This window comes from Pseudomonas asiatica (assembly GCF_009932335.1).
Taxonomy (GTDB): domain Bacteria; phylum Pseudomonadota; class Gammaproteobacteria; order Pseudomonadales; family Pseudomonadaceae; genus Aquipseudomonas; species Aquipseudomonas asiatica.
The window spans coordinates 2,446,743-2,464,481 of record NZ_BLJF01000001.1; the positions used below are offsets into that span (position 1 = coordinate 2,446,743).

At 64.4% G+C, this 17,739-nt stretch carries 15 protein-coding genes; 10 read left to right on the plus strand and 5 right to left on the minus strand.

Features of this window, described 5'->3' with window-relative positions:
• Positions 1-134: 134 nt before the first annotated feature.
• The 3 genes from GYA95_RS11315 to GYA95_RS11325 all read left to right on the plus strand — a co-directional run bounded on the left by GYA95_RS11315 (position 135) and on the right by GYA95_RS11325 (position 2,530).
• A complete protein-coding gene (locus tag GYA95_RS11315; RefSeq protein ID WP_015270648.1) occupies positions 135-1,013 on the plus strand; it encodes a helix-turn-helix domain-containing protein in 879 nt (292 codons plus the stop codon).
• A 199-nt stretch (positions 1,014-1,212) separates the two neighbouring features.
• On the plus strand, positions 1,213-1,611 hold the full coding sequence (locus GYA95_RS11320) for a MerR family transcriptional regulator (RefSeq protein WP_013972930.1): 399 nt from the start codon (positions 1,213-1,215) through the stop codon (positions 1,609-1,611).
• Between the two features lie 19 nt (positions 1,612-1,630).
• Positions 1,631-2,530, plus strand: a complete 900-nt coding sequence (locus GYA95_RS11325; RefSeq protein WP_015270649.1) for a hydroxymethylglutaryl-CoA lyase — start codon at positions 1,631-1,633, stop codon at positions 2,528-2,530.
• A gap of 532 nt (positions 2,531-3,062) precedes the next feature.
• Here GYA95_RS11325 and GYA95_RS11330 read toward each other — a convergent pair.
• Positions 3,063-3,581: an MgtC/SapB family protein gene (locus GYA95_RS11330; RefSeq protein ID WP_015270650.1), complete on the minus strand. Its 519-nt coding sequence runs from the start codon at positions 3,579-3,581 to the stop codon at positions 3,063-3,065.
• A 236-nt stretch (positions 3,582-3,817) separates the two neighbouring features.
• Between GYA95_RS11330 and GYA95_RS11335 the strand changes: the two genes are divergently transcribed.
• The 5 genes from GYA95_RS11335 (at position 3,818) to GYA95_RS11355 (ending at position 10,513) form a co-directional block, all read left to right on the plus strand.
• On the plus strand, positions 3,818-4,057 hold the full coding sequence (locus GYA95_RS11335) for a DUF3203 family protein (RefSeq protein WP_013972933.1): 240 nt from the start codon (positions 3,818-3,820) through the stop codon (positions 4,055-4,057).
• 121 nt (positions 4,058-4,178) lie between these two features.
• Positions 4,179-5,582 (plus strand): cytochrome c oxidase accessory protein CcoG, encoded by a 1,404-nt coding sequence (ccoG, locus tag GYA95_RS11340; RefSeq protein ID WP_015270651.1) that lies wholly within the window; start codon positions 4,179-4,181, stop codon positions 5,580-5,582.
• 50 nt (positions 5,583-5,632) lie between these two features.
• Entirely contained in the window at positions 5,633-7,042 is a 1,410-nt protein-coding gene (gene mapR / locus GYA95_RS11345) for a GntR family transcriptional regulator MpaR (protein WP_013972935.1), read from the plus strand.
• 57 nt (positions 7,043-7,099) lie between these two features.
• Positions 7,100-8,755 carry a PAS domain-containing sensor histidine kinase gene (locus tag GYA95_RS11350; RefSeq protein ID WP_043935677.1) on the plus strand — a complete coding sequence of 552 codons (1,656 nt, stop codon included), beginning with the start codon at positions 7,100-7,102 and terminating at the stop codon, positions 8,753-8,755.
• 63 nt (positions 8,756-8,818) lie between these two features.
• Entirely contained in the window at positions 8,819-10,513 is a 1,695-nt protein-coding gene (locus tag GYA95_RS11355; protein ID WP_015270653.1) for a response regulator, read from the plus strand.
• Positions 10,514-10,522: 9 nt separating this feature from the next.
• On the opposite strand, the gene GYA95_RS11360 is transcribed toward GYA95_RS11355, so the two are convergent.
• The gene (locus GYA95_RS11360) at positions 10,523-11,269 is read right to left on the minus strand and encodes an SDR family oxidoreductase (protein WP_015270654.1); all 747 of its coding nucleotides are present in this window, start codon (positions 11,267-11,269) and stop codon (positions 10,523-10,525) included.
• Between the two features lie 76 nt (positions 11,270-11,345).
• Positions 11,346-12,362: an FAD:protein FMN transferase gene (locus tag GYA95_RS11365; protein WP_043935679.1), complete on the minus strand. Its 1,017-nt coding sequence runs from the start codon at positions 12,360-12,362 to the stop codon at positions 11,346-11,348.
• A gap of 250 nt (positions 12,363-12,612) precedes the next feature.
• On the opposite strand from GYA95_RS11365, the gene rsxC reads away from it, so the two are divergent.
• Positions 12,613-14,013 carry an electron transport complex subunit RsxC gene (gene rsxC / locus GYA95_RS11370; RefSeq protein WP_015270656.1) on the plus strand — a complete coding sequence of 467 codons (1,401 nt, stop codon included), beginning with the start codon at positions 12,613-12,615 and terminating at the stop codon, positions 14,011-14,013.
• Positions 14,010-14,960, plus strand: coding sequence for an RnfABCDGE type electron transport complex subunit D (locus tag GYA95_RS11375; RefSeq protein WP_015270657.1), 951 nt, complete (start codon positions 14,010-14,012; stop codon positions 14,958-14,960). The genes rsxC and GYA95_RS11375 overlap by 4 nt, the downstream gene beginning before the upstream one ends.
• A gap of 42 nt (positions 14,961-15,002) precedes the next feature.
• Here the strand turns inward: GYA95_RS11375 and GYA95_RS11380 are convergent, their stop codons facing one another.
• Both GYA95_RS11380 and GYA95_RS11385 read right to left on the minus strand, forming a co-directional pair.
• Positions 15,003-16,538, minus strand: a complete 1,536-nt coding sequence (locus GYA95_RS11380; RefSeq protein ID WP_161551395.1) for a DHA2 family efflux MFS transporter permease subunit — start codon at positions 16,536-16,538, stop codon at positions 15,003-15,005.
• Positions 16,535-17,728: an HlyD family secretion protein gene (locus tag GYA95_RS11385; protein WP_161551396.1), complete on the minus strand. Its 1,194-nt coding sequence runs from the start codon at positions 17,726-17,728 to the stop codon at positions 16,535-16,537. Before GYA95_RS11385 ends, GYA95_RS11380 begins: the two co-directional genes overlap by 4 nt.
• Between the last annotated feature and the right edge of the window lie 11 nt (positions 17,729-17,739).

Below are 17,739 nucleotides of genomic sequence, written 5' to 3' on the forward strand. Positions count from 1 at the left end.
GGCAGTGGGGCGGCATCTGCTGTTAGGGTTTGCCCTTGCATTTTTACTGGCAAAAACAGCCATTGAAGTGTGCTATCCCATGCATAACCTGCACTTTTACAAAAAACGTTCGATTAACGGACAGGCCTGCACGCATGAAATCCACCCTCCCCGGTGTCCCCTTGTTCAAGTTGTACGGCGAAAACCAGGCCTGGCCCGGCACCGACCTGCTGCACTGCGAGTCGATCCCGGCGCGTAGCCGTTTGCATCACTGGGAAATCAAACCGCACCAGCACGCCGAGCTGTTCCAGTTGCTGTATGTGCAACGCGGCCGGGCCGAAGTGGAGATCGAGGGGGTGCGCAGCGCCATCAGCGAAGCGGCAATCCAGGTGGTACCGCCGATGACCGTGCACGGGTTTCGCTTCAGCGCCGATATCCAGGGGCATGTGCTAACCTTTGGCACGGCACTGGTGGCCAACCTGGAGCAGCGCCTGGGCGCGCCGCTGGCGGTACTGGCGAAGGCGGCTTGTTACCCGCTGGGCCGGGACCGGGTGCATCTGCGCAGCCTGATCGACACCCTGCAGCAGGAGTACCAGGGCAACGCCCCGGCGCGGGCGGCCTTGCTCGAAGCACTGGTGACGGCGCTGATGGTGTGGATCAGCCGCCGCCAGCAGCTGGTGCAGGCACCGCGCAACCGCGATGAACGTGACCGCCACTTGCTGGGGCAGTACCTGCGCCTGGTCGAGGCGCATTACCGTGAGCACCTGTCGGTGGAGGATTTTGCCGCGCGGTTGAATATTCCGAGTCTGCAGTTGAACCAGCTGTGCCGGGCACTGAGTGGGCAGACCGCGCTGCAGGTGGTGCACCAGCGGTTGCTGCTGGAGGCTCGGCGCAACCTGATCTATACGCGGATGAGCATCGGGCAGTTGTCGGATAGCCTGGGGTTTACCGACCCGACGTATTTTGCCCGGTGGTTCAAGCGGTTGACTGGGCAGACGCCGAATGGGTATCGCAGGTCGGGGTTGTCTGAGTAAATTTTTCGCCTGTGCAGGCCTCTTCGCGGGCTTGCCCGCTCCCACAGGTATTGCATTGACCTAGAGGGCACCGCTGTCCCTGTGGGAGCGGGCAAGCCCGCGAAGAGGCCGGTACAGGCAACACACATTCCGCGCCCCTGCTTGACGTATACGTCAACCTGCCCTCAGGATACCCGCATACCCCACGCCGAGCCCCAGCATGAGCACCCAGACCTACAGCATTTCCGACCTGTCCCGCGAACTGGACATCACCACCCGCGCCATCCGCTTCTATGAGGAACAGGGCCTGCTGAGCCCCGAGCGCCGTGGCCTGGAGCGTATCTATTCGGCGCGTGACAAAGTCAGTTTGAAACTCATCCTGCGCGGCAAGCGCATCGGCTTTTCGCTGGCCGAATGCCGCGAGCTGATCGAACTGTACGACCCCTCCAGCGGCAACCTAAAGCAGCTCAACAGCATGCTGGCGAAAATCGCCGAGCGCCGCGCCCAGCTGGAACAGCAGATGCTCGACATCCACCAGATGCAGCTGGAGCTGGACACCGCCCAGGAGCGCTGCGAACAAGCCCTGGCCGCCACCCTGAACAACAAAGACAACCGCTGAACGCCACAGGAAACCCGCCATGTCCTTGCCCAAACACGTCCGCCTGGTCGAAGTAGGCCCCCGCGACGGCCTGCAGAACGAAGCCCAGCCCATCAGCGTCGCCGACAAGGTGCGCCTGGTGGACGACCTCACCGAAGCGGGCCTGGCCTATATCGAAGTGGGCAGTTTCGTCTCGCCCAAGTGGGTGCCGCAAATGGCGGGCTCCGCCGAAGTGTTCGCCGGCATCCACCAGCGCCCGGGTGTCACCTATGCGGCGCTTGCCCCCAACCTGCGCGGTTTCGAGGACGCCCTGGCCGCCGGCGTGAAGGAAGTGGCGGTGTTCGCCGCCGCCTCCGAAGCCTTCTCGCAACGCAACATCAATTGCTCGATCAGCGACAGCCTCAAGCGCTTCGAGCCGATCATGGAAGCCGCGCGCAACCACGGTGTGCGCGTGCGCGGCTATGTGTCGTGCGTGCTCGGCTGCCCCTATGAAGGCAAGGTCAGCGCCGAGCAGGTCGCCCCGGTGGCCCGTGCCCTGCACGACATGGGCTGCTACGAGGTATCGCTGGGTGACACCATCGGCACCGGTACCGCCGGCGAGACCCGGCGCCTGTTCGAGGTGGTCGCGGCACAGGTACCGCGCGAGCAACTGGCCGGGCACTTCCACGATACCTATGGCCAGGCCCTGGCCAACGTGTATGCCAGCCTGCTCGAAGGCATCAGCGTGTTCGACAGCTCGGTGGCCGGGCTGGGCGGCTGCCCCTATGCCAAAGGCGCTACCGGCAATATCGCCAGTGAAGACGTGGTGTACCTGCTGCAGGGGCTGGGCATTGAAACCGGCATCGACCTGGACCGACTGATCGCCGCCGGCCGCCGCATCAGCAGCGTGCTGGGCCGCGACAACGGGTCGCGGGTAGCACGGGCGCGCAGCGCGCAATAAGTCATACGGGTGTCACATTGGTGTGGGTGAAGTGTTACCGCCCCCACGTTTTGCAGCAAAAAATCGGGTAACAGGGAAACAAATCGGCAGAATTTCAGGCCAGTCGATTTCGACTGAAATCGCCAAGTGCTTGATTTTAAAGGGCTTTCAAAAGTTGGCACGCACCCTGCTATATCTCTGGTACAACAACAAAAAAAATGTGACACCCAATAAAAACAACAGGTAACGGCTCTGACATAACAAGAACAACACGGCAGAGGCGTAGCAAGCAGATTTTTTTGGAGTCGACACGCTTTTCAGGGGTACGCCCCGCGGTCTGGCACAGAACAATAAAACTACCTCCAGGTAGCGGCAGCCAGGTTCGGATCAGCAATGATGAAAGCAGGTCAGCGCTCAAAAAAATACGTTTGCTCTTGACCCCGCATGGGGGTCGCCCGCAACACCAGGACAGGCTGACAAAAACAAAAACAGGCCGGTCCCAATAATAAAAAAAGAGCAGGCAACAACGCTTTGAGGGGAGCTTCGGCTCCCCTCAGTGCTTCCTGCCCTCTTCCTCCTCCTGCTTTCCCTCATCCTGCCCTTCGAGCTTGTCCACCAGCAACGGCATCGTGCCCAGCACCAGCAGGGCCAGTATCGTGCTGATCAACGCCGTGGCTTCGCGGCCCATGCCGGCTGCCGTACCGATGGCGGCGGTCATCCACAACCCGGCAGCAGTGGTCAGGCCCTTCACATGGCTGGCGTCCTGGCCGTTGCCCTTGAGAATGGTGCCCGCACCCAGAAAACCGATACCGGCGACAATGCCCTGGATCACCCGGCTCAGCGCTTGCTCGTCGGCCCCGGCCATGCTCGGTGTCAGCACGAACAGCGCGGCGCCCAGCGAAACCAGCATATGCGTACGCACCCCGGCGGCCTTGCCCTTGTGCTCGCGCTCGAAGCCCAGCACAGCGCCAAGCAGGGCTGCCATCAGCAGGCGTACGAGGATTTGCGTGACCTCGCGCTCGTCGGTGATATCGGCGAATTCGGCCTGGATTGCTTGCCAGATGAGGTCCATTGCTTTCTTCCCATGTGGAGCATTGTGTTGTCAGGCCCGGCCCGTTCGCGGGCACGCCCGCTCCCACAGGGATCTGAGAAACACCTGTGGGAGCGGGCGTGCCCGCGAAGAGGCCAGGCCTGCCATCTGCAAGGGTTGACCCCCGAACAAATGACAAAGTGCCGTTCAGCCTGCTGATGCAGCAACCTTCCCCTCAGCACGGTCCACCCTGTAACCACCCCCAGGAGGACTACTCCATGCCCATTGAAATCGACGAAACCACCCGCCGCTGCACCCTGATCGCCGAAGACCTGCGCATCGAGGGTGATGGCCCGTCCATCGAAATCGTCACCGACGAACAACTGCGCATGTCCGTGGCCCTGCTCGCCGGCCAGCGTGTGCCCATCACCGAAGCCGAGGCCGATGCACTGACCGTGGCGGGTGCGGTGGATAGCCGCAGGCATCTGAAGGCCAGCACGCCAGGCTCGGTAATCTGAGGCCTGGCGGGGCCTGCCGGGAAATCTGATACGGTTTTTATCGCAAAATCTGAGCCTGTGCTGATAACAGTCTCAGGGCCATAGTGCTCATGCCTGATCGAGGCCTGATGAGCACCGAGCCATGAACGATAGAATCCCTTTCACAGAGATCGCCACCGCCCCAGCCAGCCCCCAGCCACGCCGCGCCGACAATGGCATCCATACCCGCAGCTTCACCGGGCTGTACCGCAACCTGCGCATCGGCTTCGCCGGCGCCCTGTTCGTGCTGTTCTTCGGCACCGCCTGGCTGAACTGGAACGGCCGCCAGGCCGTGCTGTGGGACCTGAGCAACAGCAAATTCCACATCTTCGGCGCCACCTTCTGGCCGCAGGACTTCATCCTGCTGTCGGCGCTGCTGATCATCTGCGCCTTCGGCCTGTTCGCCATCACCGTGTATGCCGGCCGCGTGTGGTGCGGCTACAGCTGCCCGCAAAGCACCTGGACCTGGCTGTTCATGTGGTGCGAAAAGGTCACCGAGGGCGACCGCAACCAGCGCATCAAGCTGGCCGCCGCGCCCTGGAGCCTGAACAAACTGGCCCGGCGCATGCTGAAGCACAGCCTGTGGCTGGCCATTGGCGTGCTCACCGGGCTGACCTTCGTCGGCTACTTCACCCCGATCCGCCCACTGGCCGCGGAACTGTTCACCTTGCAACTGGGCGGCGTGGCGCTGTTCTGGGTGCTGTTCTTCACCGCCGCCACCTACATCAATGCCGGCCTGCTGCGCGAAGCGGTGTGCCTGCACATGTGCCCCTATGCACGCTTCCAGAGCGTGATGTTCGACAAGGACACCCTGGCGGTCGCCTATGACCCGCGTCGCGGCGAAGCCCGTGGCCCACGCAAGAAAGGCAGTGACCTCCGCGCCCAGGGCCTGGGCGACTGCGTCGACTGCACCTTGTGCGTGCAGGTGTGCCCCACCGGCATCGATATCCGCGACGGCCTGCAAATGGCGTGCATCGGTTGTGCGGCGTGCATCGATGCCTGTGACGGGGTAATGGACAAGATGGGCTACGCCCGTGGCCTGATCGGCTACAAGTCCGAACGCAGCCTGCAAGGTGGCACCACCCATTGGCTGCGCCCGCGCCTGCTGGGCTACGCCGCCGCGCTTGGGGTGATGATCGCGGCACTGGTGGTGGCCTTGCAGCTGCGCCCGATGGTGTCGCTGGACGTGATCAAGGACCGCGGCCTGTTCCGCGAGAATGCCCAGGGCCAGATCGAGAACATCTACCTGCTCAAGGTCATCAACAAGACCGAAAGCACCCGGCACTATGAGCTGCGCCTGCTGGACGCCGACGGCTTCAGCTTGCAGGGCAAGACCTCCTTCGTGATCCCGGCCGGTGAAATGAGTGAACTGCCGGTGTCGGTGGCGATGCTCGCCGAGCGCCCGGCCAGCAGCTCGCAGACGCTGAGCTTCGAAATCAGCGAGCGCGACGACCCCGCCATCCGCAGCGTGGCCCACAGCCGCTTCGTCGCGCCGATGAACCGTTGATCCCTTACACTGAGTCCACCTTGCCTGCCAGGCTTCGACAGAAGGCCAGAATGAAACGCTACGAACGCTTTGCCGACGACATCGCCGAACTGATCCGCTCCGGGGTGCTGGGCCCCGGCCAGCGCGTACCCTCGGTGCGCTATGCCAGCCAGACCCACGGGGTCAGCCCGTCCACCGTGTTCCAGGCCTACTACCTGCTGGAGCGGCGCGGGCTGATCCGTGCCCGGCCGCGCTCGGGCTATTTCGTCAACGCCCACGCCCCGCGCCAGTTCAGCGAGCCGCAGGCATTGCAGCCGGTAAGCGAATCCACCGACGTAGACGTCAGCGCGCTGGTGTTCTCGATCCTCGACTCGATCAAGGACCCCAACACCGTGCCGTTCGGCTCGGCCTTCCCCAGCCCCGAGCTGTTTCCGCTGCAACGCCTGTCGCGCTCGCTGGCCAGCGCCAGCCGCAGCATGGACCCGCGCATGGTGGTGACCGACCTGTCACCCGGCAACCCGCAGCTGCGCCGGCAGATTGCCCTGCGCTACATGGTTGGCGGGCTGATGCTGCCGATGGAGGAGCTGCTGATCACCAACGGCGCGCTGGAAGCCCTGAACCTGTGCCTGCAGGCCGTCACCCAGCCCGGTGACCTGGTGGCCATCGAAGCCCCCGCGTTCTATGCCTGCCTGCAGGTACTGGAGCGTCTCAAGCTAAAGGCCGTGGAAATTCCTGTGCACCCGCGCGAAGGCATGGACCTGGGCGTGCTGGCGCAAACGCTGGAGAAACACCCGGTCAAGGCCGTGTGGTGCATGACCAACTTCCAGAACCCGGTGGGCGCCAGCATGCCGGAGGCGAAAAAGCAGGCACTGGTGGAGCTGCTGGCGCGTCATCAGGTGCCATTGATCGAAGACGACGTGTACGCCGAACTGTACTACGCGCAACAGGCACCCAAACCGGCCAAGGCGTTCGACACCCAGGGGCTGGTGATGCACTGCGGCTCGTTCGCCAAGAGCCTGGCACCTGGCTACCGCATTGGCTGGGTGGCAGCCGGGCGCTTTGCACAAAAGATCGAGCGGCTCAAGCTGATGACCTCGCTGTGCGCCTCGATGCCGGCCCAGGCGGCCATCGCCGACTACCTGCAGCACGGCGGCTACGACCGCCACCTGCGCAAGCTGCGCTATGCCCTGGAAGGCCAGCAGGCCAACATGCTGGCGGCCATCGCCCGGCACTTTCCGGCGCAGACGCGGGTCAGCCAACCATCCGGCGGCTACTTCCTGTGGCTGGAGCTGCCCGAACAGATGGACGCCCTCAAGCTGTTCCACATGGCCTTGGCCCAAGGCATCAGCATCGCCCCCGGGCCGATCTTCTCGCCCACCCGGCGCTTCGGCAACTGCATCCGCCTGAACTACGGCAGCCCCTGGCATGAGGATGCCGAACGGGCCATGGAAACCCTGGGGCGGATCATCCGCTCGTTCTGATGACTGGCGCCCCGGCAGGCGGCTATAGTTGCTTGATCCGCTCACCGGGCCCTCGCCATGCAAGCAGACTCGCTCCCGTCATTGGCACAACTGCAAGCGCGTGTCGCAGAACTGGAAGCTCGCCTGGCAGAGCGCGACGACACTGCACAGGCCCACATCCAGCTACTGGGCGAACTGCTCGACAACAGCCGGGCCAACGTGTTTGCCGCCGACAGCGAGATGCGCCTGGTCGCGATCAACCGCACGGCCCGGGAAACCTTCGAGCATTACCGGGGCTTCGTGCCGCAGATCGGCGATTACGTGCCACAAATTCTGCTCAACCACCCTGACATCATGGGCCGCCTGGCACCGGTGTGGCCACGCGTGCTGGCCGGCGAAGCCTTCATCGACACTATCTCACTCGGCCCCTCCGATGCCCCCCGCCATTACGAAATCCGCTATCACCCATTGCTCGATGCACAACAGCAAGTCCAGGGCGGGTACCTGTTCGCCTATGACATCACCGAGCGCATGGCCGAGCAGGAACGCCTGCGCCAGGCCGAAGAGGCCCTGCGCCAGTCGCAGAAAATGGAGGCGGTCGGCCAGTTGACCGGCGGCATCGCCCACGACTTCAACAACTTGCTGGGTAGCCTGCTTGGCGCGCTGGAGCTTGCAGAGCAGCGCCTGGGCGAGCAACGCCTTGCCGACACCGCCCGCATGCTCGGGCTCGGCCGCAGCAACGCAATGCGCGCCGCAGCCCTGGTGCAGCGGTTGCTGGCCTTTTCGCGCCAACAGACGCTGATGCCACAAGCGGTGGATGTGCACCGCCTGGTCGCCGACATGCATGACCTGATCCGCAGCTCGACCGGCCCGCACATTGACTTCCAGGACCGCACGCTGGCCGCGCAATGGTCGATCCGCATCGATCCGCAGCAGCTGGAGAACGCTCTGCTCAACCTGTGCATCAATGCCCGTGACGCCATGCCGCTGGGCGGCACCTTGCGCATCGGTTGTGAAAACGCCGATCTCGCAGCGGCCGAGGCCAAGCGCCTGGACCTGCCGACGGGGCACTATCTGCACATTCGTGTCGAGGACACCGGCGTGGGCATGCCCAGTGAGGTGCTGCAACACGCTTTCGAGCCCTTCTTCACCACCAAGCCGCTGGGCCAGGGCACTGGCTTGGGATTGTCCATGGCCTATGGCTTTGTTCGCCAGTCCGGGGGGCAGTTGCTGATCGACAGCGTCACCGGGCAAGGCACTTGCGTTCACCTGTACCTGCCCCGTGACCAGAGCGCTTGCGCAACCGGCCACGGCGAGCCAGCCACATCCGCCACCGCGACGGTGCAGCCGCGGATGCACCGGATCATGCTGGTGGCGGACCAACCGGCCCTGCGCCTGGTACTGGTCGAAGTGCTGACGGAACTGGGCTATCAGGTGCAGGCTTTCGAGAGTGGCCACCGGGCTCTGGAATCGTTGCAGAAAGGGCCGCCACCGGACCTGCTGATCACCGATGTCGGCCTGTCTGGGCGACTCGACGGTTACCAGCTTGCAGAGGCCTGCCAGGACCTTGTGGCGGATGCCCCGGTATTGCTGATTACCGGCTACGAGACTGCCGAAACGGTGCACTGTGCCCGCCCCGGCAGGCGCACCGAACTGCTGCACAAACCCCTCGACCTGAACACCCTCGGCGAACGGATCGAGCGCCTGTTGGGCATTGCGTCACACCCGCGTTGACTGGCTATTCGCCTGTTGCCGAACACGCTAAAGTCTGGGCTTCATCCACTGTCGGACGTCGGCATGCCCTCCCGCGACCTGCTTTCACTGCGCCAACAAGTCGAAGCCCTGCAGCAACAGAACGCGCTGCTGGAAGCCCGCCTGGCAAGCCATCAGCAACACGATCAGGACTTCTACCGCTCGCTCTTCGACACCATGGACGAAGGCTTCTGCATCATCGAGTTCTTCGACGGCCCGCACGGCCCACTGAGCGACTATGTGCATGTGCTGGCCAATGCGGCCTATGCCAAGCATGCCGGCATCCCCAACGTGGTCGGGCAGAAACTGCGCGAGATGGTGCCCGATGAGGCCGACGATTGGGTCGCCCGTTATGGCGCGGTGCTGCGCACGGGCGAGCCGCTGCATTTCGAGCAGGAACTGGTCGCCACCGGCCATGTGTTGTCGGTGACCACCTTCCGCGTAGAGCCTGCCGAAAAGCGCCAGGTGGCGGTACTGTTCAAGGACGTCACTGCACGCCGACGGGCAGAGCAGGCCCTGCAGCGCCTGAACGAGGAACTGGAACAACGGGTGAATGCGGCACTGGCAGAACAGGCCAAGGCCGAGGAAGCCCTGCGCCAGGCACAGAAGATGGAAGCGGTCGGCCAGCTCAGTGGCGGCATCGCCCACGACTTCAACAACCTGCTGGGCGGCATCCTCAGTGCCCAGGAGCTGATGCGCCAGCGCCTGGAGCAATCCCGTTTCGACGCCCTGGAGCCATTGCTGAAGCTGTCCAACGGCTCGGCGCAGCGGGCCTCTTCGCTGGTACACCGGCTGCTGGCATTTTCCCGTCAGCAGACCCTGCAGCCCTGCTCCACGCAGGTAGCCACGCTGGTGGGCGGCATGGAAGAGCTGCTGCGCCGCACCATCGGCCCCTCCATCACCCTGACCAGCCAATTCCCCTGCCAGCTGTGGCCGACCTTCATCGACCCGCCGCAACTGGAAAGCGCCCTGCTCAACGTGTGCATCAATGCCCGCGATGCCATGCCTGCCGGCGGCGTGATCGATATCCTCGGTGACAACCTCCTGCTCGACGACCAGCAAGCCCGTGCACTGGAACTGCCAGCTGGCGAATACGTACGGCTGAGCATCAGCGACAACGGCAAGGGCATGTCGGCGGAGGTGGCCGAGCGCGCCGTCGACCCGTTCTTCACCACCAAGCCCATGGGCCAGGGCACTGGGCTGGGCTTGTCGATGACCTATGGTTTCGTGCGCCAGTCGGGCGGGCAGCTACGGGTGTTGTCGACACTGGGCGAAGGCACCCGCATCGAGCTGCTGCTTCCCCGCCACCACCAGCACCCCGAAGCCCCGGCACCCAGGCCACCGCGCACACTGCTGGAAAAAAGCAGCAGCGCCACGCAGCGTATCCTGCTGGTTGAAGACCAGGCCGCCTTGCGCGTGGTCGTCTGCGAGGTGCTGGAAGAACTGGGTTATCGGGTCGATGCATTCGAGAACGGCCCAGCCGCCCTCGCCCACCTGCAAGCTGGCGAGCGGCCAGACCTGCTGTTGAGCGATATCGGCCTGCCCGGCGGCCTGAATGGCCGCCAGTTGGCTGAACGTTGCCGCGAGCGCCACCCCGACCTCAAGGTACTGTTCATCACCGGCTACGACGAAAGCGCGGCGCTCAGTGACGGCCAGTTGTTGCAAGGCACTGAGGTGCTGACCAAGCCGTTCGAGCTGGCAGTGCTGGCCGAACGGGTACGCACGCTGCTGCAGGATTGACCGGCGCGCTCAGCGCCCGCCGCCCAGGTCGATGAAGCTACCGGTGGAGTACGAGGCTTTGTCCGAGAGCAGCCAGAGGATGGCCTCGGCCACTTCCTCGGGGCGCCCGCCGCGGCCCATGGGCAAGCCGGGCTCGAGCTTGCTGACCCGGTCGGGGTCGCCCGACAGCGCGTGGAACCCGGTATGGATGTAGCCTGGCCGCACACCATTTACCCGCACGCCCTCGCCTGCCACTTCCTTTGCCAGGCCAATGGTGAAGGTGTCGAGGGCGCCCTTGGAAGCGGCATAATCCACGTATTCGTTGGGCGAGCCCAGGCGGGCGGCCACCGACGACACGTTGACGATGGCCCCGCCCTGCCCGCCGTACCGGCGTGCCATGCGCTTCAGTGCGTGCTTGGCGCAGAGCATGGGGCCGACGACGTTGGTCTTCATGACCTTGAGCAGGCGGAACTCGGACATGTCCTCGACCCGGCTTTGCTGGCCGATGGTGCCTGCGTTGTTGACCAGCACGGTGACCGGGCCGAGTTCTTCGTCAACGCGCTGGAACAGCTGGATGACCTCATCCTCGACACTGGCGTCGGCGCGCACGGTGATGGCCTTGGCGCCCAGGGCTCGGACCTGGCCGAGGATGTCCTCGGCGGCCTGGTCGTCGGCGTGGTAGTTGATGCAGATGCGGTAGCCCTGACGGGCGGCCAGCAGCGCCGTGGCGGCGCCGATGCCGCGGCTGGCACCGGTGATGACGATGACTTGCTCCATGGGTCTGCCAATCGTTTGGAAAGGGAGCATCGACAATAGGGGAAAAGGCAGCGCGTGGGAATGACCTTTCCTTCTGCTACTGCGTGGGTTTGCCTTGCCCGGGAAACAACGTCTCGAACCGCGGCGTCGCCCGCGCAACGAAACCCAGCCCCTGGTGCATGATGAAGTAGGCAGCGATTTCATTCCGCTCGGCGAAGGCATAGCCTTCCTCCGGGCCCAGCACCATCAACAGTGTGTCCAGGGCATCGGCACGCAACACCGAAGGGTCGACCACCGACACTGCCGCCAGCGCGTGCTTGACCGGCCTGCCGACACGGGGATCGAAGGTGTGCGAATAACGCTGGCCACCTTCCTCGAAATAGTTGCGGTAATCGCCGGCGGTGGCAACGCCGTAGCCATCCAGGGCGATGGCGCGCTCCACTTGCTGTTCGCCCCCACCACTCGGTACCTCGAGGGCGATGCGCCAGGGCGAGCCATCCGGTTTGCGGCCAACCCCCTTCAGTTCGCCGGTGATCTCGACCAGATAGGCCTGGATACCCAGGGCCGCAAGCCTGTCACCCACCCGATCCACTGCATAACCGGCGAGCATGCTGTCGAAATCCAGCTGCGCCGCCACATCCTTGCACAGCTTTTCTCCATCCAGGTGCAAGTGCTGCAGGCCTACCCGTGCCTGCTCCCGCGCCAGCGTGCTGGCATCCGGCACCTGTCTGCCGCGTGACTGTGGGCCGAAGCCCCAGAGGTTCATCAAGGGCAAAACCGTCAGGTCGAAAGCCCCGCCACTCTGGCGGAACAGAGAAACACCGTACGCCAGCAATTGCTGCATCTCTTGCGGCACTGCCTGACAGGCGCCGGCCGGCAGGTTGTTGAAGCGGGAAACCACGGAATCGCCGCGCCAGTTGGAGAACTGCTTGTCGAGGGCCTGGAGAACAAGCTCGACTTCGGCCTTTACCTGCCGCGAATCGGGCGTCTGTGCAGTGGGTACGTACTGGATCGAATACGTACTCCCCATGGTCGGCCCGCCAAAGCGTTCAATCCTGTCGCCGCAGCCATACAGCAACGTCACCAGCATCACCAGCAGGCTTGCGCGCATCATTGGACACCTCGCAGACTCTGGCCGCCCGTTCGCGGCGCAGGCTATTTCACCAGAGTTGCGAGATGGCAATTGGCCTACCGTTCATCAGCAAACCTGGTCAAAAACCGAACAAACTCCTCTTCGAACACTCTGATCTGCGCGGGTGATCATTCATCCCCCTCCCTTTCCGCTTAACGTCCCGGAAGCAATAAAACAACCATGTGCATAAGCGCACAGGGGCGTTCTTTGCCCAAAAATTGGAGGACATTACATGTCTAGCCATTCGTTGCAGAGCGTCGAACGCCTGCAGAGCCGCATCCGCGCCCAGCGTCAGCCGCAACAGAAACCTTTCTGGCGCCGTCTGCTGGCCATCGCCTCATCCTCTCAGCGTAGTTGGCACGGAGGGATCGAGCTCAGGGGATACAAGGAACTATCCAACGCCACGACGGTTGCCCCGGTCGTGGTCGGTAAAATCCAGCTGGCGATTCCGCTCGGGCGGGGTCGGCGGTTTGTCCAGCCTTGCGTGCAGCCGGGGCAGCATGTGCGCAAGGGCGAAGTGATCGGTATTGGCGACAACACCACCGCTTGGGTGCATGCCAGTACCTCCGGCATCGTGGACCGGATCGATCACGTCTTCGCGGCCGACTCGGCCGAACCAGTCATGGCCGTCATCCTGAACGCAGATGGCCTGGACGAGTGGCTCGAACGCCCGGCACCGGGCCTGCCGCAAACGCCAGAGGCGCTGGTCGAGCACGCATTGCAGATGGGCATAGTCGGCCTTGGTGGTGCGGGTTTCCCCACGGCCCTCAAGCTGGCCGGCGCACAGCAGCCCGACCTGCTGCTGATCAACGGTGCCGAATGCGAGCCCTTCCTTACCTGCGATGACCGCCTCATGCGTGAAAATGCCGAAGCGTTGATCGAGGCCGCCGACTATGTCGCCGCGCTGCTGGGAATAACGGCAACCCGTTTCGGCATCGAAACCAACAAACCGGAGGCGATGGCCACGTTACGTGCCGCCGCACGCCAGGCGCGCACCCGGGTCGAGATTTGTCCACTTCCGGAGCGTTACCCAGCAGGTGGGCAGCCGTTGATGATCAAGAGCCTCAGTGGCCGCAACCTGGCCCCGGGGAGCCGCCCCGCCGATATCGGCGTCCTCGCCCTGAATGTCGCAACGCTCTACGCGCTGGGCCGGGCCGTCTTCCAGGACGAACCACTGACCAGCCGCGTGCTGACACTGACCGGTGACTGCGAGCGCCCCGGCAATGTGCGGGTGCCGGTGGGTTACCCGGTCAGCGAACTGCGCGCGATTGCTGGCGCGTCCCCCACAGGGCAGTTGACCCAGGTCGGAGGCCCGATGATGGGGCAGCCGCTACCGGACGCCAACGCCTTCGTCAGCAAGACCAGCAGTTGCCTGATTTTCGGCGCCGAGCGCTACCTGCCGGCTGCTCGCCCCGCCAGCAGTTGCATTCGCTGCACGCGCTGTGTGGATGTCTGCCCGATGTCGCTGCGGCCGCTGGACCTCTACGCTGCCGCCGAGCGCCTGGACAAGGCCAGCCTGCAGGAACTGCGCCTGGACGCCTGCATCGAATGCGGCAGCTGCAGCAGCATCTGCCCAAGCAATATCCCGCTGCGCGAACGCTTCCGCCAAAGCAAGACGGAGGTCCGCGCATGAGCCTGATACGCCACCCCATCCCGCAACGGCTGCGCACGGTGATGCTGCTGGTCGTCCTGTGCCTGCTGCCGGGCACCGCCCTGTATGCCTGGCAATTCGGCGTCGTGGTCTGGTTGCAGGTGTTCTGGTGCGTGCTGTTCGCCCTGGGCTTCGAAGCCGCCCTGCTGCGCCTGCGCGGGCATGACGTACGCAAGGGTTTGAGCGACCTCAGCTGGCTGGTGCTGGGCCTGATACTGGCTCGGGCATTGCCGCTGATGGTGCCGTTGTGGATGATCGCCCTGGCCAGTTTTGCTGCTCTGGCACTGTGCAAGCACGCCAGTGGAGGCCTTGGTCGCAACCGTCTCAACCCTGCCATGGTTGGCCTGGGGGTGGTTGCCATCTGCTTCTATCAGCAGTTGTACCCCGCGCCATCGAACCATGCCCCCTGGACCGCAACCCTGGACGCCAAGGCGGTTCTGCTGCAACAGCTACAGTTGGTGCCACGCCTGGAGCTCGATGCGTTCGCCGGCGCCACTCAACTGGCGCAGAACGAGTTCACCCATATCACCCACAATCTTTCGGGGTTCGGCTACATTGCCGGCGGTTTGCTGCTGGCTTCGCTGCGGGTGATCCGTATCGAGATTCCGCTGGCGATGATCGCGAGCACAGTATTGCTGTGCATGGCTGCCGGCCACAGCCTGCAGGAAGCCGTTTACAACCTCAGCCTCGGCGGCTATCTCTTCACCGCCTTCTTCATCGCCACCGATCCGGTCACCAGCCCCGATACCCGCGCCGGTCGCATCCTCTTCGGCGTGACCGTCGGCACGCTGACCGAGCTGATTCGCGAGTTCGGCCTTTACGCCGATGGCCTCTGCTTCGCCGTGCTGGCCGGCAACCTGCTGGTGCCGCAAATCGACCGGTTGGTGCTGCGCATGCAGCGGCCCTGGTACGCAGCAGCGAGTGCCTGACATGGCATTTGGCAAAGAGCCTGGGCCTTGTTCTGGCCCGGCTCAGTGCCCTGCCGACGCCGGCCCCGCCTTGGCGGTAAAGGGCGGTTTGGCGAACCACACCAGCAGGATCAACCCGGCAAACACCCAGGTCATCAGGGTGAAGTAGTCCACCGTCGACATCATGTACGCCTGCCCGTTGAGTATCTGCTCCAGCTGCGCATAGCTCTGCGGGCTGGCCCCGCCCAGCTGCTCCAGGGTATGCCGCGTGGCCGGGTCGAACTGGCTGATGTGCTCGCTCAGGTAGGCATGGTGCTGGTCCGCCCGGCGAATCCAGATCCAGGTGGTCAGCGACGCCGCGAAACTGCCGCCCAAGGTACGCAGGAAGGTCGCCAGGCCCGAGCCATCGGCGATCTGCTGCGGTGGCAGGTCGGACAGCAGGATGCTCAAGGTCGGCATGAAGAACAGCGCAACGCCAATACCCATGAACAACTGCACCAGCGCCACATGCTGGAAGTCCACCTCGCTGGTGAACCCGGCACGCATGTAGCAGCTGCTGCCGATCGCCAGGAACGCCAGCCCGGCCAGCACACGCAGGTCGAAGCGGTGCGCGTACTTGCCCACGAACGGCGACATCAGCACCGGCAACAGGCCGATCGGCGCCACCGCCAGGCCGGCCCAGGTAGCGGTATAGCCCATCTGCGTCTGCAGCCACTGCGGCAGGATCAGGTTGATGCCGAAGAACCCGGCATAGCCCCCTACCAGCACGATGGTGCCCACGCGGAAGTTGCGGTGCGCGAACAGGCGCAGGTTGACCACCGGGTGACGGTCGGTCAGTTCCCAGATCACGAACACCGCCAGGAACACCAGCGAGACCAGGCTTCCGGCAATGATGAACGACGATTCGAACCAGTCCAGGTCGTTGCCTTTGTCCAGCACCACCTGCAAGGCGCCAACGCCGATGATCAGCGTCAGCAGGCCGATGTAGTCCATCGGCTGGCGGCTGGTGACCACCGGCCGGGTGCGCATCTGCTGGCGGACCACGGCGGCGGCGAACAGGCCGATGGGCACGTTGATGAAGAAGATCCACGGCCAGCTGTAGCTGTCGGTTATCCAGCCGCCGAGAATCGGCCCGGCAATCGGCGCCACCACCGTGACCATCGCCAGCAGCGCCAGGGCCATGCCGCGCTTGGCCGGGGGATAGACGGCGATCAGCAAAGTCTGGGTCATCGGGTACAACGGCCCGGCCACCACACCCTGCAACACGCGAAAACCGACCAGCTCCGGCATCGACTGGGCAATACCGCACAGGAACGAGGCCAGCACGAACAGCAGCGTGGCCCAGATGAACAGCTTCACCTCGCCAAACCGTCGGCTGAGCCAGCCGTTGAGCGGCAAGGCAATGGCGTTGCTCACCGCGAACGAGGTGATGACCCAGGTGCCCTGCTCGTAGCTCACCCCCAGGTTGCCGGAAATGGTCGGCAAGGCCACGTTGGCGATGGTGGTGTCGAGCACCTGCATGAACGTCGCCAGCGACAGGCCGATGGTGGTCAGCAGCAGGCTCGGCGGCGTGAACTGGGCAGCAGCGTTGTTGCTCATCGCTGGGCCGTCTTGCCGGTTGCGCTGTTTTCGTGGATCAGCCGGGCGATCAGGTTGTCAGCTTCGACCAGCTGGCGGTCATACACCTGGGTGGTATAGCTGGCCTGCTGCGGTGGCTGCTGGGCCAAGGTCGGGCCGCTCTGGTCGTGCAGGTCGACCTCGACCACGGTGGACAGCCCGATACGCAGCGGGTGGTCCTTGAGCTGGTCGGGGCTGAGGTGGATGCGTACCGGCACGCGCTGGACGATCTTGATCCAGTTACCGGTGGCATTCTGCGCCGGCAACAGGGCGAAGACGCTGCCGGTGCCAGCGCCAAGGCTGTCGGCCGTGCCGCTGTACCTGACCTCGCTGCCGTACAGGTCGGCGCTGATCTGCACCGGCTGGCCGATACGCATGTCGCGCAGCTGGGTTTCCTTGAAGTTGGCATCGATCCACACCTGGTCCAGCGGGATCACCGCCATGGTCGCGGTACCCGGTTGCAGGCGCTGGCCCAGCTGCACGGTACGCTTGGCAACGTAGCCGGTTACCGGTGCCACCAGGGTGGTGCGGGCATGGTCGAGGTAGGCCTGGCGCAGGTCGGCGGCGGCGGCCATCACCTCGGGGTGCGAGGACACCACGGTGTCGTCGACCAGTGCGCTGCTGGTGCTGAGCTGCTGGCGTGCACTGTTGACGGCGGCCTCGGCCACGCTCAGGTCGTCGCGGGCATGGGACAATTCTTCCGCAGCTATCGCGCCGCTGTCGGCCAGTACCTTGCGCCGGTTGAAGTCCTGGCGGGCCTTGCGCAGCTCGGCCTGGCGGGTTTCCAGCTGGGCCTTGAGCGCGTCGACGTTGCTGTACAACCCGCGCACCTGGCGCACGCTGCGCGCCAGCCTGGCTTCGGCGGCCTGCAAGGCCACCTGGCGGTCGGCCGGGTCGAATTGCAGCAATACCTGGCCGGCGTGGACCAGGTCGCCGTCATCGGCACCGATGCTGGTGACAGTGCCGGTGACCAGCGGGGTGATCTCTACCACGTTGCCGTTGACGTAGGCATCGTCGGTGCTTTCGTGCCAGCGCCCGACCAGGCTGTACCAGGCCCAGGCTCCGACGCCGGCAAGAATCAGCAGCAACACCAGGCCAAGCAGCCAGGCCTTGCGCTTGCGCGACGGTTCGGGCGCGGCGGAGGGAGTCGGGGTGTCTGCGGGAGTGGCCATGGCAATACCTT

Excerpts from the sequence above, each read along its gene's own strand:
- GYA95_RS11315 (WP_015270648.1), top strand. The coding sequence starts at position 135 with ATGAAATCCACCCTCCCCGGTGTCCCCTTGTTCAAGTTGTACGGCGAA.
- GYA95_RS11320 (WP_013972930.1), top strand. The coding sequence starts at position 1,213 with ATGAGCACCCAGACCTACAGCATTTCCGACCTGTCCCGCGAACTGGAC.
- GYA95_RS11325 (WP_015270649.1), top strand. The coding sequence starts at position 1,631 with ATGTCCTTGCCCAAACACGTCCGCCTGGTCGAAGTAGGCCCCCGCGAC.
- GYA95_RS11330 (WP_015270650.1), bottom strand. The coding sequence starts at position 3,581 with ATGGACCTCATCTGGCAAGCAATCCAGGCCGAATTCGCCGATATCACC.
- GYA95_RS11335 (WP_013972933.1), top strand. The coding sequence starts at position 3,818 with ATGCCCATTGAAATCGACGAAACCACCCGCCGCTGCACCCTGATCGCC.
- ccoG (WP_015270651.1), top strand. The coding sequence starts at position 4,179 with ATGAACGATAGAATCCCTTTCACAGAGATCGCCACCGCCCCAGCCAGC.
- mapR (WP_013972935.1), top strand. The coding sequence starts at position 5,633 with ATGAAACGCTACGAACGCTTTGCCGACGACATCGCCGAACTGATCCGC.
- GYA95_RS11350 (WP_043935677.1), top strand. The coding sequence starts at position 7,100 with ATGCAAGCAGACTCGCTCCCGTCATTGGCACAACTGCAAGCGCGTGTC.
- GYA95_RS11355 (WP_015270653.1), top strand. The coding sequence starts at position 8,819 with ATGCCCTCCCGCGACCTGCTTTCACTGCGCCAACAAGTCGAAGCCCTG.
- GYA95_RS11360 (WP_015270654.1), bottom strand. The coding sequence starts at position 11,269 with ATGGAGCAAGTCATCGTCATCACCGGTGCCAGCCGCGGCATCGGCGCC.
- GYA95_RS11365 (WP_043935679.1), bottom strand. The coding sequence starts at position 12,362 with ATGATGCGCGCAAGCCTGCTGGTGATGCTGGTGACGTTGCTGTATGGC.
- rsxC (WP_015270656.1), top strand. The coding sequence starts at position 12,613 with ATGTCTAGCCATTCGTTGCAGAGCGTCGAACGCCTGCAGAGCCGCATC.
- GYA95_RS11375 (WP_015270657.1), top strand. The coding sequence starts at position 14,010 with ATGAGCCTGATACGCCACCCCATCCCGCAACGGCTGCGCACGGTGATG.
- GYA95_RS11380 (WP_161551395.1), bottom strand. The coding sequence starts at position 16,538 with ATGAGCAACAACGCTGCTGCCCAGTTCACGCCGCCGAGCCTGCTGCTG.
- GYA95_RS11385 (WP_161551396.1), bottom strand. The coding sequence starts at position 17,728 with ATGGCCACTCCCGCAGACACCCCGACTCCCTCCGCCGCGCCCGAACCG.